This is a genomic window from Streptomyces sp. NPDC029151, from assembly GCF_055564315.1.
Window position 1 is genome coordinate 302794 of the sequence record NZ_JBVHWQ010000005.1, and the last position, 15310, is coordinate 318103.

A 15310-nucleotide genomic window follows, 5' to 3' on the forward strand; every position below is an offset into this window, starting at 1 on the left:
CTCGGCGCGGCCCTCTCCGGTCAGTACCGGTACTTGGCCGGTTCGGCGTCCAGGGCGGCGACGGCGTCGGCGAACTCCCGTTCCAGGGCGGCCAGGCGCGTGGCGTCCGGCGTGGCGGCGTCGCGTTCGCGCATCAGCCGCTGGGTGGTGTCCAGCAGCGGCTTGAGCGCGGCTGCCGTGACGTTCTTGCCCGCCAGGTACGGCAGGGACCAGAAGTCGAAGTCGTACAGGGGCAGCCAGGTCGACTCGGTGACCGCGTCGAACATGGCGTCGCAGTGGGCGGCGGCCTCCCGGGAGTCCATCGTGAAGTGCTCCCAGCTGTAGCCCGCGCCCTTGATGCCGTACAGCTCCCGGTTGCGGTAGACGGGTGAGCGCTCGTTGCCCCACCACGCCTGGGCCCGCCAGAAGTCGGGGGCGGTCTCGTTGAGGAAGTCGACGGTGTTGGCGACGGTGCGTTCGTTCTCGCCGGGGAAGCCGACGATGAGGGAGGCGAAGGTCGTCACGCCGCGTTCCTTCAGCCGCTGGATCCCGGTGCGGTACTGGCTGTCCTGCGCGAGCTTGTTCATGTTCTGCAGGACCTGGGCGTCCCCGGACTCGATGCCGAGGAAGACGCCGGCGCACCCGGACTCGGCCGCGAGGTCGAAGGTCTCGTCGTCGCGGGCGTTGGAGCAGCGCAGGTAGGAGTACCACCGCAGACCGAGGTCCTCCTCGATCATCATGCGGCACAACTCCTTGAACCGTTTGGGCGGGACGTTGAAGGTGTCGTCGACGAAGACGACGTTGCGTACGCCCTTCTCGGCCAGGGTCCGCAGTTCCCGGCGCACGGTGTCGATCGAGGCGGTGGTCAGGGCGCCGGCCCGGGACGGGTAGTCGCAGAAGGCGCATTTGAACGCGCAGCTGCGGGCGGTGCGGGTCTGTGCCGTGGCACCGATCTGCCGGCTGGTGAAGCGGTTCCAGTCGATGGCGCAGGCGTCCAGGTCGTTGGCCTCCGGGCGGCGGCGGGTGAGCACCCAGGTGTCGTCGGGGCAGTGGATGACGTTGGGCACCTTCTCCACGGAGGCGCCCGCGGTCAGCGCCGCGCACAGGTCGGCCAGGGTCTGTTCGCCCTGGGACTCCTGGACGTAGGTGTCGGCGCCCATGGCGAAGAACATGTCCTGGAGCTCGTCCGTGATGCCGTTGAGGCACAGGTTGTCGATGAGGGGACCGCCCACCACGATGTGCGTGTCGGGAGCGTGCTTGCGCACGAACTCCACGATCTGCACGACCGGCAGGATCGTCACGTAGAAGGTCGTCGTGATCGCCACCATGCGCGGGCGCCGGCTCAGCAGCCCGGCCAGCTCCTCCTGCTCGGCCCCGAACAGCGAGACGGGTTCCGCGGAGTATCCGTGCCGGCGCAGGTGGTTGGTGAGGTAGAGCGCGGCGAGGTTGAAGACCTCGCCCACGTGGTAGCGGTCGTTGCGTCCGGTGGCGCGGTTGCGCAGCCGGCTGAACGCCTCCAGCCAGGGCATGGAGCGGCCCTCGAGGACGAGGTGCTCCTTGCGGTAGATCTGCCACTCGGGGGAGTCCGGACCGGCCTGTTCGCACATCAGCCGGTAGTCGTCGAAGTCACCGGCGTGGTAACCGATGACGACACAGTCAAGTCCGCTCATGTTCGGCTCGCTTTCCGCTCGGGTCGGCGGGGGTGGGGAGGTGGGCGCGCACGAGTCCGGTCACGTACGGCAGGTGGTCGGCGAAGTGGAAGTGGTCGCCCGGGAGGAGGTGCACCTCCGCGGCCCGCCGGGTCCGCTCGGTCCACGCCCTGAGGGTGGGCTCGCTCACCAGGCGGTCCTCGGTGCCGCCCAGCACGGTGATCGGGCATCCCAGCCGCCGCGGCGCGGGCCCGAACCGGTAGTTCTCCACGATCGTCAGGTCCGCGCGGACGGCGTCGAGGACGAGCGTGAGCAGATCGGGGTCGGCGAGCACCTCCGCCGGCATCCCGCCGTACTCGTGCAGCCAGTCCACCAGGGCCGTGTCCGACCAGAGCGCGTCGCCGTAGGTCGCGCCGGGTTCGCGGGCGTGCGGTGCCCAGGCCCCCGACACGCACAGGGCGACGGGCGGGCGCCCGGCCTGCTCCAGGTACCAGGCCACCTCGAACCCCAGGAGTGCGCCCAGGCTGTTGCCGAAGATCACCAGGGGCAGGTCCAGGGCGTCCAGCGCCTCGACGAGCGCGTCGCGCAGCTCCTCCATGCTGCGCGCCGGCGGCTCGCCGAAGCGGGAGCCGCGGCCGGGGTACTGGGCGGCGAGGACGGCGATGTCGTCGGGGAAGTGCGCGGGCCATTCGGTGAAGGCGTGGGCGCTGCCCCCGCCGTGCGGCAGCAGCAGGAGGGCAGCGGTGTGCGGTCCGGGGGTCGGCCGCAGGTCCCACACCCAGGGCCGGGAGAAGTAGGCGGCGCGCTGAGGTGCGGAGGTCATACGGCCGGCTCCACCGTGTAGCCGGGGAGCGGGTGCCGTCGGCACAGCCGGTGCACGGCTCGCCGTACCCGGTCGCGTACGACGGGGTCGAGCCGGTGTCCGGCGCCGCCGGCCGGCTCGGTCGCGGCGAGGACCTGGTGGACCAGGTCGGCGCACTCCCCCATGTCCTGCGGTCCCAGGCCGCGTTGGGCGAGGATGTTGGTCCCGAACCGGAGCCCGCTGGTAAGGCGCGGGGGGCGGGTGTCGTTCGGGATGCGGTTGCGGTTGGCGAGGATGCCGCACTCCTCCAGGGCACGCTCCGCGGCCGCTCCGGACAGGCCGAGCGGCGTGGTGTCCACCAGGACCATGTGCGTGTCGGTGCCGCCGGTGAGCACACGGTGGCCGCGGCGGGTGAGCTCCTCGGCCAGGGCCCGGGCGTCACGCACGATGCGCTCGGCCAGGTCCCGGAACTCCGGTCGCGCCACCAGGGCGAGCGCCCGCGCCTTGGCGGCGATGCCGGCGGCGTTCAGGGTGCCCTGGCTGCGCGGGAAGACCGCCCGCTGCATGAGCTGGGCGAGGGTGCGGACGCCGTCGGGTCCGGGTGTGTCGCAGTCGGCGCCGCTCAGGATCAGTCCGCCGCGCGGACCGCCGAGTTGCTTGTAGGTGCTGAGCGTCGTGATGTGCGCGCGGTCGATCGGGCTGGGGTGCACGCCCGCGGCGACGAGGCCCGCGATGTGCGAGATGTCGGCGAGCAGGTACGCGCCCACCTCGTCGGCGACGGCGCGGAACCGTTCGTAGTCCAGGGCCCGCGGGTAGGCGCTGGCCCCCGCGATGACGACCTTCGGGCGGTACCGGTGCGCCAGGCGCCGTACCTGCTCGTAGTCGATGCGCCCGTCCTCGTCCACGCCGTACCCCACCGCGTGGAAGTAGTCGCCCACCACCGACGCCGGTGCGCCGTGGGTGAGATGGCCGCCCGCGTCGAGGGCGAGGCCGAGCACGGTGTCGCCGGGGCGCATGAGGGCGAACAGGACGCTGAGGTTGGCCTGGGAGCACGAGTGCGGCTGGACGTTGGCGTAACGCGCCCCGAAGACGGCGCGGGTCCGGCGGACGGCCAGCTCCTCCACCTGGTCGAGCCAGCGGCAGCCGGGGTGGTAGCGGGCACCGGGGTACCCCTCCGCCGTGACGTTGGCCAGGACCGAGGCGCCGCAGGCGAGGACGGAGGGGTCGGCGAGGCTGGCGTAGGCGACCATGGCGAGCGTGTCCTGCTGTCGCCTGAACTCCTGCTCCAGCAGCCCGTCCAGCTCCGGGTCGTGCCGCCGGAGCGACGCCGCGGCGCTGACGGTCAGGTCCCGCTGCCCGGTGCCCCGCGCCGCGGGCCCGGCCTGGTTCGGCAACGTCAAAGAATCCACTGCCCTGTCCTCGCGTCCTAGGTGCGTGGTCGGCGACCCCGGGGGAACCGGGGCCCGGCGACCCTAGGGCGACGGGGTTTGGCACCGGTTACGCCGCCCCCGGCGGCCGGGCTCCCGCGTCCGGGCGGGGCCGGTCGACGGGAGGCGGCGAACGCGGTGGAGGCAGCCGGCGGGGGGACAGTCTCGAACCGGTCCGGTCGACGCCGGCGGCGGCAACGGCAACGGCAACGGCAACGGCAACGGCAGGGATCGTGCCGACGGCCGTGCTCACTGGCCGAGACCGGAATCCGTTGATGCCGGCGCCTACCCGGCAGCCGCAGCCGGGATCGTGCCGGCGGCCCGCCTCACGAGCCGGAGCCTGCGGCCGACGCCGTGCCGGCAGCAGCGGGGACCGTGCCCGCGGCCGTGGTCACAGGCCGAGGCCCGACCGGTCTGCGGCGGGCAGCCAGACGGGGCCGAGCGCGTCGGCCATGTCCCGGACGCGGACGCCGCTCGCGACGGCGTCGAGCAGCTGCGACAGGAGGCGGTGCGGCCGGTCCCGGCGCCACACGGCCGACCACGGGTACACCGGGGTGGGGTCGACGAGCGGCACCGTCCGGATGCGCTGCCCGTCGGGGACGTTCATGCCCGCGCCGACGAGGGTCGCCGCGCCCGGACTGTCCGCGACGGTGTCCACCAGGTGGTCGAGGCTGAGTGCCGGTCCGCTCGTGTTCAGGTCGAGCGACCAGCTGTCGGCGAACTCCCGTACGAAGGCGGTCCATTCCGGCACACCGCCGCCCATGGGCGTTCTCAGGGGGACACCGGGCAGCTCGGTGAGGCGGACGGACGGCTTCTGGGCGAACGGGTGGTCGAGGCCCACCAGCAGCACGAGGGGTTCCAGGCGCGCCGGACGGTACGCGAACTCGTCCCGCCACGGAGCGCGCAGTGCGTGCACCCGGCCGAACGCCACGTCGATCTCGCCGCGCCGCAGGGCGGGCAGCGCGTTCTCCAGGCCGTGCCGCATGCTCACCTCCAGCGGCGCCTCCGGGTCGGCGTCGATCCAGCGCTGCACGAGGTGTATCGGGACCAGGCGCTCGTCGAGGACGTCGATGCGCAGCGGCCGGCCGGCGGCGGCGACGGCGGCGACGGCCGTGTCCGCGGCGTCCAGGGCGGCGACGGCCGGGCCCAGGAAGCGGGAGCCCGCCTCGGTCAGTTCCACGCCCTGGCTGGAGCGCTCCAGGAGCCGGGTGCCGAGCAGCTCCTCCAGCCGGCGGATGCGTTTGGACAGCGCCTGCTGGCTGAGGTGGAGCCGCTCGGCCGCCTTGCCGAAGTGCTGCTCGTCGGCCGTCGTGATGAATGCCCTCACCTGCGCCATGTCCAGATCCACGCTCTCATCTTCGAAGACTCCCGATGGTTGTCAAACCGGGAGTGATCGTTGTTGGACAGGCCGCGTGGGCCCGGCATTGACTCGACGTGACGAAGATGTCCGTCCGCTTGCTGGGAGAACAGATGTCCACCATGGAAACCGGGCCCGAGCGCGGAGGAGGCGCCGCCGCACCGCCGGAGCAGCCCACCGCGTTCCCGCGCCGCTGGAAGGCGTTGGCCGTGCTCTCGCTGGTCCAGTTCATCATCGTGATCGACAACACGGTCGTGAACATCGCGCTGCCCTCGATCGAGGACGATCTGGGCACCTCGCAGGCGGGCCTGGCCTGGGTGGTCAACGGCTATCTGCTGGCCGCGGGCGGACTCCTCCTCCTGGGCGGCCGGGTGGCCGACCTCGTCGGACGCAAGCGGCTGTTCGTGATCGGTACGACGCTGTTCGCGCTGGCGTCGCTGACCAGCGGCCTGGCCTGGAACTCCGGCGTGCTCATCGTCAGCCGGTTCGCCCAGGGCGTCGGCGAGGCGATGGCGTCGCCGGCGGCACTGTCGCTGATCGTCCTGATGTTCACGGACGGCAAGGAACGGGCGAAGGCCCTCGGCATGTGGGGAGGGCTGGCCGGCATGGGGGCGACGGTGGGCGTCCTGCTGTCGGGCGTGCTGGTGGATCTGGCCGGCTGGCGCTGGGTGTTCCTGGTCAACCTGCCCGTCGCCGCCGTGGCACTGGCGCTCGCGGCGCGCACGGTGCAGGACGCGCCGGTCACGGGCGCCCGGCGTCGGCCCGACGTCTGGGGCGGTCTGCTGATCACGGCCGGGCTCGTGGCGGTCGTCAACGGTCTGCTGCAGGCCTCGGAGCACCCGTGGGGCAGCGTGGCGGTGTGGGGGTCGCTGGCCGGCGGGCTGGTGCTGGTCGTGCTGTTCGCGCTGGTCGAGGCCCGGGTGGCGGATCCGATGATGCCGCTGCGCTTCTTCACCGACCGGACCCGGATCACCGCCAATGTGGCCACCGTGTTCCTGACCAGTGCCATGGCCGCGATGTTCTTCCTGGTCACGCTGTACGTGCAGCAGGTCCTGGACTACTCCCCGCTCCAGTCGGGTCTGGCGTATCTGCCGTTCTGCGCCGCGTTCATCCCCGGGATGGTGGTCTCCACGCAGCTGGTGACGAAGGCCGGCGCGAAGACGGCGATCATCGTCGGCTTCGTCGTCAGCGCGGTGGGCATGCTGCTGCTGGCGCGCATCGACGCCCAGGGCTCGTTCTGGGGACAGCTCGTGCCCGCGACGGTGGTGCTGTCGTTCGGTCTGGCGATCGGCCTGCCGGCGTTGCAGAACGCCGCGCTGCACCGACTGTCGGACGCGGACGCCGGCTTCGGGTCGGGGGTGCAGACGTCGGTGCAGCAGCTGGGCAGTTCGCTCGGTCTCGCGGTGCTGACGACGCTCGCCGTCACGCACGCCCAGGACTCGCGCGGCTCCGGCGGCGCGGCCGGGCAGGCCCTGGTGGACGGCTACCGCTTCGCGTTCGTGACGTCGGCGGTGGTCCTCGTCGTCGGCGCGGTCCTGGTGGCCGTCGTCATGCAGGCCGTACGGCAGCCGCAGCAGCCCGGGTCCCCCCAGGTGCAGGCGCCCCCGGCCGGGGCGCAGCACACCTGACGTCCGGTCACACCCGACCGGCCCGCGACGAGCGGCCGTCCCGCCGGAGTCATCCCCCGCCTCCGGTCCGGGGCGGCCGCTCTTGTTCCTGCTACGGCTCCTCCTCCTACGGCGTTCTCCTTCTCCCCCGCTTCGGGGCCCGGGTTCAGGGGGTGTCGCGCAGACGCTCCAACGCCCGCGCCACCTCCTCGTCGCTCATCCCCTCGACCTGCTCCAGCAGGTCCGCCGCAGCCGTCCCCTCATCGCCGGCTCCGTCGGTTCCGTCGGTTCCGGATTCGTCGGTTCCGGCGGTGTCGGCACCGGCCTCGACGGCACGGGCCAGCGCGGCGACACTGCTCGTCTCGAAGATCTGCAGCACCGACAGATCGGTGCCGAACTCCTCGTTGACGGCGGCGATCACGTCCACCGCCAGCATCGAGTAGCCGCCGAGGGCGAAGAAGTCGTCGTCGCGTTCCAGCCCGTCACGGCCCAGGGCGCCGGCCCAGATGCGGGCCACGGCGCGCTCGGCCTCGGTGCGCGGTGCGCCGCCGCTGCCGGGCGCCGGGCCGTCCGGGGAGGCGGGAGCCGGGGCGTCGGCCGGCGCCGCGGACCAGGCCGGCAGCGGCGGGCGGGGCCGGCCGGGCTCCTCGCCCGGCGCGTGCGGCAGGGGTGCGCCGGGGTGGTCCACCGCGGCGCCGAGGATGTCCAGGTAGGCGTCGCAGATCCGGCGGGCGCTGCGCGCGTCGATGCGGTCGCTGTCGTACTCGAACCGGCCGGTCAGCCCCTCCAGGGTGTCGTCCAGCACCAGCTCGAAGTCGAAGCGGACGGTGTCGTTGGACATGCCCCGGCAGGCGGCGCGCACCGAGTCGCCGAGGGGGGTCCAGCCGAGGGTCGCGGGAGTGCCGCCGTAGCTGAAGATCGTCTCGGTGATGGGGTTGGTACGTCCGTGGCGGGCGGGCCTCAGCTCCTCCACGAGCTTGCCGAACGGCAGGCTCTGGTGCTCGATGGCGCCGAGGACGGCCTCCCTGACCCGGTCGAGGACCGTCGCGAAGGAGGCGCCGCCGCCGGTGTCCGTGCGGATCACGACGGTGTTCGTGAGCGAGCCGAACACCCGCTCGTAGCCGGGGGTGTCGCGGCACGCCAGCGGCAGGGCCGTCGCCACGTCGGGGCGGCGGGCGAGCCGCGCGAGCAGTACCTGGTAGGCGGCCAGCAGGACCATGAACGGCGACCCGGCGTGCTCCCTGGCCAGGCCGACGACCCGCCGGCGCAGGGCCGCTGGGACGGCGAAGCGGACGGTGCGGCCGCGGGGAAGGGCGGTGGCGGCGGGGCCCGGCCGGTCGTAGGTCAGGCGCAGGCCGTCGTAGCCGTCGAGGCGGCGGCGCCAGTAGGCGGTGAGCCGCTCGGTCTCCGCCGGGGTCAGGGTGGCCCGCTGCCAGGCGGCGTAGTCGGTCAACTGGGGACCGGGGTCCGGCAGTACGACGTCGCGGCCGGCTGTCAGCGCGGCGTACGCCGCGCCGACCTCGTCCAGCAGGACGCCCACCGCTCCGCCGTCGGCGATGGTGTGCGAGGCGATCCACACCAGCACGTGCCGCTCGCCCGGCTCGTCCAGCCGCAGCAGCTCGAAGCGCCACAGCGGCGCGGTCTCCAGGTCGAAAACCGTGCGGGCGAGTTCGAAGCAGCGGGCGTCGGCCGCGGCCCGGGGGTCGTCGTGGCCGGACAGGTCGCGCACCGGCAGCTCCACCGGCACCCGTTCCCGGACCACCTGGCGCAGGCCACCGGGGCCGGGTCGTAGCTCGGTGCGCAGGGCGTCGTGCCGCTGCACGACCGTACGCAGTGCGGTGTGCAGGTGGTGCGGCTCCAGGGGGCCTTCCAGGTCGAAGCGGAAGGGGACGTTGTAGTTCGGCGTGCCGGCGGTCAGCCGGCTGAGGAACCACAGTTGTTCCTGGGTGTGGGTGGCCGGGCAGGGGGCCGCGTGGTCGGCGCGCGGCACCGGCGGGGCGGCGGGTGTCTCCGGTCGTCCGTGTGCGGGGGGCTGTCCGGCCCGCGCGCGCTCGGCGAGGCGGGTCCACTGCTGGGGCGTCAGGCGGCTGAGGGAGTCGTCCATGACCGACCGAGGCTAGGGCCGCCGGGTTAGCGCCCGGTTACGCCCCGCCGCGTAACCCTTGCCTAACCTCGGCGGCCTACCGTCCCCGCCTCCTGTCTCCAGCGCGGAAAGGGCGGAACGTCGTGCGGGACACCCACTCCCACGAGTCACAGCTCTACGTCCACGAACGTGTGGCACTGGCAGCCCGCCGCACCCCGAGGGCCACGGCCGTCGAACACGCGGGCACGGCCCTGGACTTCGCCGGCCTGGAGGAGTCGGCCAACCGGCTCGCCCGGCACCTGCGGGGGCTGGGAGTGCGGCCGAAGGCGCGGGCCGGCCTGTACCTGGGGCGCGGCACGGCGCACCTGATCGCCCAGCTGGCCTGTTTCAAACTGGGCGTGGCGGCGGTGCTGCTGGACCCCGCGCACCCCTCGGCCCGGGTGGCGTCGATGCTGCGGCACGCCGAGGCGGCCGTCGTCCTGGCGGACGAGCACACGGCGTCCGGGCTGGACGAGGATCCCGGGGTGCCGGTGGTCCTGATGGACGGCGACGCGTGGCGTTCGGCGCCCGCCGAACCGCTCGGGGTCGCGGTGACCGACGCCACCGTCTGCCATGTGGCGTTCACGTCCGGCTCGACGGGCGACCCGAAGGCCGTGCTGTTCCGGCACGGCGCCCTGCGGACGCTGGTGCACACCCTGATCGAGCAGTGCGCCATCGAGCCGCTCTCACGCGGCAGTTGGCTGTGTTCCCCGGGAGCGGGGCTGGTCGAGGTGGACTGTCTGCCGCTGCTCGCCGCGGGCGCGGCGGTGTGCGTGCCGGAACCCCATGTCGCCGCTGACCCCGCAGCGCTGCGGGACTGGCTGGTGGGCGAGCGCGTCTCCCACAGCCTCATGATGACCGCGACGGCCGAGCGCTGCTGGTCGCTCGACTGGCCGGAGGACACGGTGCTGCGCACCGTGCGGGTGGCGGGCGAGCGCCTGCGCGCCTGGCCGCCGGAGACACTGCCCTTCGAGGTGGTCAACGTCTACGGATCGTCCGAGGCCACCGTGGTGACCACCTGCAACCTCTCGGCCGTGAGCCGCGCCCTGACCGAGGACGAGCGCCTGCACCGCGCCCCGCCGGTGGGCCGCCCCGTGCCGGGTGTGAACGTCCACGTGCTGGACGAGTCGCTCGCTCCCGTCCCGGCCGGTGAGCCCGGCGAGCTGTACGTCTCCGGTGCCGGACTGTCGCTGGGCTACCTCAACCAGCCGGCGACGAACGAGGAGAAGTTCCTGCCCAACCCCCTCCCGGACGACCCGCACCCGGTCCTGTACCGGACCGGCGACGTGGCCCGGCGCTGGCCCGACGGCGAGATCGAGGTCATCGGCCGCGCCGACGACGAGGTGAAGATCCGCGGCTACCGGGTCCACCTGGGCGAGGTCGAGTCGGCGCTGGCGCGGCAGCCGGGGGTGCTCCAGGCCGCGGTGACCGTGACCGAATCCGCGGACGGGGAGCGCCGGCTGGCGGGCTACCTCGTCACCGCCCCGGCCGCCCCTCCCCTGCTGTCCGAGATCCGCCGGGCGCTGCGCCGGACGCTGCCCGCCTACATGGTTCCCGTGAGCCTCACGGTCGTGGACGAGATACCCGTCGGCCCCGGCGGCAAGGTGGACCGGGCCGCGCTGCCGGCTGCCGACCGGAACCGGCCCGGCCTGGACGTGCGCAGGGTCGAGCCGCGCAACGAGACGGAGCGGCGTCTTGCGGCCCTGTGGTCGCAGGTGCTCGGACTGGACGACATCGGTGTCCTCGACGGCTTCTTCGACCTGGGCGGCGACTCGCTCAGCGCCGTACGGCTGCTGACCCGCGCGCGGGAGGAACTGGGGCTCGACGTGGCCCTCCCGGACCTCATGCGCGCGTCGAGCGTCGCCTCCCTGGCCCGGCTGGCCGCGGCACGCGGCGCGGCCGAGGCGACCTCGTCCCTGGCCGGCCTGCCGCAGGTGCACCACGACCCGGCCGGCCGGTACGAGCCGTTCCCGCTGACGGAGACGCAGCAGGCGCTGTGGATCGGCCGGGGCGCCGCCGTCGACTTCGGGAACGTGGGCTGCCACGGCTACTTCGAGTGGGAGCGCGACGGACTGGACGTGCCGCGGTTCGAGCGGGCGTGGGCCGAGGTGGTGCGCCGCCACGACATGCTGCGCGCGGTCGTCCTGGCCGACGGCACCCAGCGCGTGCTGCCCCGGGCCGCCGGCCAGGAGGTGCGGGTGCTCGATCTGCGGGACGAGTCCCCGGACGCGGCCGGTGAGCGCGCGCGGCTGCTGCGCGAGGAGATGTCGCACCAGGTGATGGATCCGCACACCGGTCCGCTGTTCGACGTGCGGGTCACCCTGCTGCCCGGCGGCCGGGTGCGTCTGCACATCGGCGTCGATCTCCTGGTCGTCGACGCCTGGAGCCTGTTCCAGGTGCTCTTCCCGGAGCTGATCGAGCTGTACGAGGACCCGGACACGGCCCCGCCCGCACCGGAGATCACGTTCCGGGACTACGTGACGCAGGCGCGCTCGGCGCTGGAGGCCACGTCCGCCTACGAACGCTCCCGCGCCTACTGGCTGGAACGCGTCCCCGATCTGCCCGCCGCTCCGGACCTGCCCCTGGTCACCCGGCCACGGGGCACCATCCGCTTCGAACGGCACGCGCACCGGCTCGCCCCCGCGCGCTGGCACCGGCTGCAGGAGCGGGCCCGGCGGCTGGGTGTGACGCCGTCCGGCATCCTCGTGGCGGTCTTCGCCGAGGTCCTGCGCACGTGGAGCCGGAACGACGCGTTCACCATCAACTTCCCCGTCTTCGACCGGCTTCCGGTGCACCCGGACATCGACCGGCTGCTCGGTGACTTCACCAACACGCTCCTGGTCGCCGTGGAGAAGACCGACGGGACGTTCGCCGAGCGCGCGATGGACATCCAGGAACAGATCTGGACCGATCTCCAGCACCGGCACTTCAACGGCGTGCGGGTGCTGCGCGAACTGCAGCGCCGCCGGCCCGCCGCGGGGGCCCGCCCGGCCATGCCGATCGTCGTCACCAGTCTGCTCGGGCATCCGCCCCGGCGGCAGGTGTCGGGGCTCGGCGAGGAGACGTACGGCATCTCGCAGACCCCGCAGGTGCTGCTCGACTTCCAGATCCGGGAGATCGACAGGACCCTGCACCTGAAGTGGGACTTCCTCGACGCGATGTTCCCGCCCGGCCTCGTCGACGACATGTTCACCGCCTACTGCGGTCTGCTGGACCGCCTGATCACGGAGGAGGCGCTCTGGCAGGCCGAGCGGTTCGATCTGGTGCCGGCCGAACAGCTCGCCGTACGCGCCGAGGCCAACGACACGGCGCGGGAGGTCGGCGACACGCTCCTGCACGAGGTGCTCGCGCGGCAGGCGGCCGAGCGCCCCGAGGCCCCCGCGGTCGTCACCACCGCCCGCACCCTGTCCCACGCCGAACTGCACGCCCACGCCAACCGCGTCGGACGGCGGCTGCGGGAACTGGGGGCGCGTCCCGGCAGGCTCGTGGCGATCGTCGCCGAGAAGGGGTGGGAGCAGTACGCGGCGGTGTACGGCGTCCTCACCTCCGGAGCCGCGTATCTGCCGGTCGACCCCGCGGTACCGCCGCTGCGGCTGCGGGAGTTGCTGGAGAACGGCGAGGTGGAGCTGGTCCTCACCCAGGGCCGGCTCGTCGACGCCCTGTCCTGGCCGGAGGGCGTACGGGTGCTGGCCGTGGACCGTGACTTCGACACCGTCGGCGACGCCCCGCTCGCCTCCGTGCAGGGGCCGCGCGACCTGGCGTACGTCATCTACACCTCCGGGTCGACGGGCCGGCCCAAGGGCGTCATGGTCGACCACCGCGGTGTGACCAACATGTACAGCGACATCAACGCACGCTTCGGTGTCGGGCCCGCGGACCGGGTGCTCGCCGTGTCGGGGCTGCACTTCGACGCCTCCGTGTACGACGTCTTCGGCATCATCGCCGCCGGCGGGGCGGCCGTTCTGCCCGACCCCGCCGAACGGCCCGACCCCGCGCACTGGGTGGACCTCGTCCGCCGGGAGTCGGTGACGTTCTGGAACTCGGTGCCCGCCCTGGCGCAGATGCTGGTCGAGGCGGCCGAACAGGTCGCCGGCGATCCCGCGGCACCCGTGCTGGAACCGCTGCGGCTGACCGTGCTGTCGGGCGACTGGATCCCGCTGACGCTCCCCGACCGGATGCGGGCGCTGGCCCCGCGCCTGCGGGTGATGGGGTCGGGCGGGCCGACGGAGACCATCTGCTGGTCGATCCTGCAGCCGGTCGGCGAGATCGACCCGGACTGGACGAGCATCCCGTACGGCAAGCCGATGGCGAACCATCGCTACCACGTGCTGGACCGAGCCTGGCGGGACCGGCCCGTGTGGGTGCCCGGCGAGATGGTGGTGGGCAGCGAGGTCGGACTGGCCCACGGCTACTGGCGCGACGAGGAACGCACCCGGGAGCGCTTCTTCCGGCTGCCCTCCACCGGGGAGCGCGTCTATGCCACGGGCGACCTGGGGCGCTATCTGCCGGACGGCTCGATCGAGATCCTGGGGCGCGACGACTTCCAGGTCCAGGTCAACGGGTACCGGATCGAACTGGGCGAGGTGGAGCACGCCGCCCGCAGCCACCCCCGGGTGGAGGCGTGCGTGGTCGTGGCGCCCGCCCGGGAGAGCCGGGCCCGCCATCTGGTGGCCTTCGTGGCCGGGGACGTCGGCGCGGACGAGGTGTCCGCGTATCTGAGGGAACGGCTGCCCGGCTACATGGTTCCGGCGGACGTACGGATCCTGGACGCCCTGCCGCTCACCGGCAACGGCAAGGTGGACCGGCTCGCCCTGACCGGGCAGGCGCGCCGTACGGCCGGGCAGGCCGGTGCGGAGGACCTGGACGACACTCCCAGGGGGCCGCTGGAGGCACTGGTGGCCGCGGTCTGCGCGGAGGTGCTGGAACGGCCCGAGGTGGGTGTCCAGGACGACTTCTTCCTGCTCGGCGGCGACTCCCTCACGGGAACGCGGTTCGCGGCCCGGCTCGGCTCGCTGCTGGACGTGCCCCTGTCCGTCCGTGACATCTTCGACATGCCGACGTGCGCGCAGCTGGCCAAGGGCCTGTCGACCGACCCCGAGCACGGCCCGCGGGTCGTCGGCTTCGCCGAGACCGTGGCCCGGATGGCCACGGAGGACGCGGGAGACGAAGGAGTCGACGGAGTCGAGGAAGACGACGGGTAGGCGCGGGGTGTGCGGTGAGGGGCTGCCGGACGGTGTCCGGCAGCCCCTCGCTGTCGCTGTATCGGGCGGACGCCCTCGCGTGTCCGCCCCGGTCAGCCGCCGCTCACGGACGTCAGTGTCCGCCGGCCCGGCGTACGCTCCAGGGTGCGCCCCGCCGACCGCGCGGCCGGCGGCAGCCTGCGCATCAGCTCGGTGAGGTCACTCGTCGGCAGGGCCTGCGCCGCGTCGCACAGGGCGGCGGACGGATCGTGGTGCGCCTCGACGATGATGCCGTCGGCCCCCACGGCGGCCGCCGCGAGCGCGAGGGGCAGCACGCGGCCGCGGGTGCCGGCGGCGTGGCTCGGGTCCACGATGACCGGCAGGTGCGTGCGTTCCTTGAGGACGACGACGGCGGCGAGGTCCAGCGTGAAGCGGTACCCGGTCTCGAAGGTGCGGATGCCCCGCTCGCACAGCACGAGCTGCTCGTTGCCGCCGTCGAGCACGTACTCCGCGGCGAGCAGCCACTCGTCCAGAGTGGCGGCCAGACCGCGCTTGAGCAGGACCGGCATCCGCAGCCGGCCGGCCTCGCGCAGCAGTGCGTAGTTCTGCATGTTCCGGGCGCCGATCTGGACCATGTCCACCGCCTGCGCCACCCGTTCCATGTCCCGGACGTCCACCACCTCGGTCACCACGGGCAGTCCGGTCCGTTCCCGGGCCTCGGCCAGGAGCCCCAGACCGGCGTCGCCGAGGCCCTGGAAGGCGTACGGCGACGTACGGGGCTTGAACGCCCCCGCGCGGAGGGCGTGCGCGCCGCAGGCGTGGACCTCACGGGCCGTGGTCAGCATCTGCTGCCGGTTCTCCACGGAGCACGGGCCAGCGATGACGGTGAAACCGGGGCCCCCGATCTCCACGTCCGACACCCACACCGGTGTGGTGGCCGCGCGTCCGGCCAGCCGCGCCGCCCGGGGGTACCCGGCCGACAGGGACGTGATCTCCGTGACCTGCGGGAGGCCGTCCAGGGCGGCCGCGACACGGTCCCGGTCGCCGGTGAGCGACACCAGATGGGGCGTGTGCACTCTGAGACCGGATCCCGCGAACTGCACCGCCGACAGCACCTGCCGGCGCTGTGCGGGGGTGCACGTCTCACTCAGGACGATGGCGATCATCTGGGGTCCTTCCTCGGGGTG

General features: G+C 73.3%; 8 protein-coding genes. 2 read left to right on the top strand and 6 right to left on the bottom strand.

Annotated elements, in window-relative coordinates; all coding sequences use genetic code 11:
• Positions 1-20: 20 nt before the first annotated feature.
• The 4 genes from ACZ4VF_RS21240 to ACZ4VF_RS21255 all read right to left on the bottom strand — a co-directional run bounded on the left by ACZ4VF_RS21240 (position 21) and on the right by ACZ4VF_RS21255 (position 5205).
• Entirely contained in the window at positions 21-1649 is a 1629-nt protein-coding gene (locus ACZ4VF_RS21240; RefSeq protein WP_467927724.1) for a PhpK family radical SAM P-methyltransferase, read from the bottom strand.
• A complete protein-coding gene (locus tag ACZ4VF_RS21245) occupies positions 1636-2451 on the bottom strand; it encodes a thioesterase II family protein (RefSeq protein ID WP_467927725.1) in 816 nt (271 codons plus the stop codon). Before ACZ4VF_RS21245 ends, ACZ4VF_RS21240 begins: the two co-directional genes overlap by 14 nt.
• The gene (locus ACZ4VF_RS21250; RefSeq protein WP_467927726.1) at positions 2448-3824 is read right to left on the bottom strand and encodes a serine hydroxymethyltransferase; all 1377 of its coding nucleotides are present in this window, start codon (positions 3822-3824) and stop codon (positions 2448-2450) included. Before ACZ4VF_RS21250 ends, ACZ4VF_RS21245 begins: the two co-directional genes overlap by 4 nt.
• 424 nt (positions 3825-4248) lie before the next feature.
• Positions 4249-5205 carry a LysR family transcriptional regulator gene (locus ACZ4VF_RS21255; protein WP_467927728.1) on the bottom strand — a complete coding sequence of 319 codons (957 nt, stop codon included), beginning with the start codon at positions 5203-5205 and terminating at the stop codon, positions 4249-4251.
• A 122-nt stretch (positions 5206-5327) separates the two neighbouring features.
• Here ACZ4VF_RS21255 and ACZ4VF_RS21260 point away from each other — a divergent pair, with 122 nt between their 5' ends.
• Positions 5328-6842, top strand: a complete 1515-nt coding sequence (locus tag ACZ4VF_RS21260) for an MFS transporter (protein WP_467927729.1) — start codon at positions 5328-5330, stop codon at positions 6840-6842.
• A gap of 145 nt (positions 6843-6987) precedes the next feature.
• On the opposite strand, the gene ACZ4VF_RS21265 is transcribed toward ACZ4VF_RS21260, so the two are convergent.
• Positions 6988-8925 (bottom strand): condensation domain-containing protein, encoded by a 1938-nt coding sequence (locus ACZ4VF_RS21265; protein ID WP_467927730.1) that lies wholly within the window; start codon positions 8923-8925, stop codon positions 6988-6990.
• A 122-nt stretch (positions 8926-9047) separates the two neighbouring features.
• Between ACZ4VF_RS21265 and ACZ4VF_RS21270 the strand changes: the two genes are divergently transcribed.
• Complete coding sequence (locus tag ACZ4VF_RS21270) at positions 9048-14144, top strand: amino acid adenylation domain-containing protein (RefSeq protein WP_467927732.1); 5097 nt, start codon at positions 9048-9050, stop codon at positions 14142-14144.
• Between the two features lie 92 nt (positions 14145-14236).
• On the opposite strand, the gene aroF is transcribed toward ACZ4VF_RS21270, so the two are convergent.
• On the bottom strand, positions 14237-15289 hold the full coding sequence (gene aroF, locus ACZ4VF_RS21275; RefSeq protein ID WP_467927733.1) for a 3-deoxy-7-phosphoheptulonate synthase: 1053 nt from the start codon (positions 15287-15289) through the stop codon (positions 14237-14239).
• Positions 15290-15310: the final 21 nt, after the last annotated feature.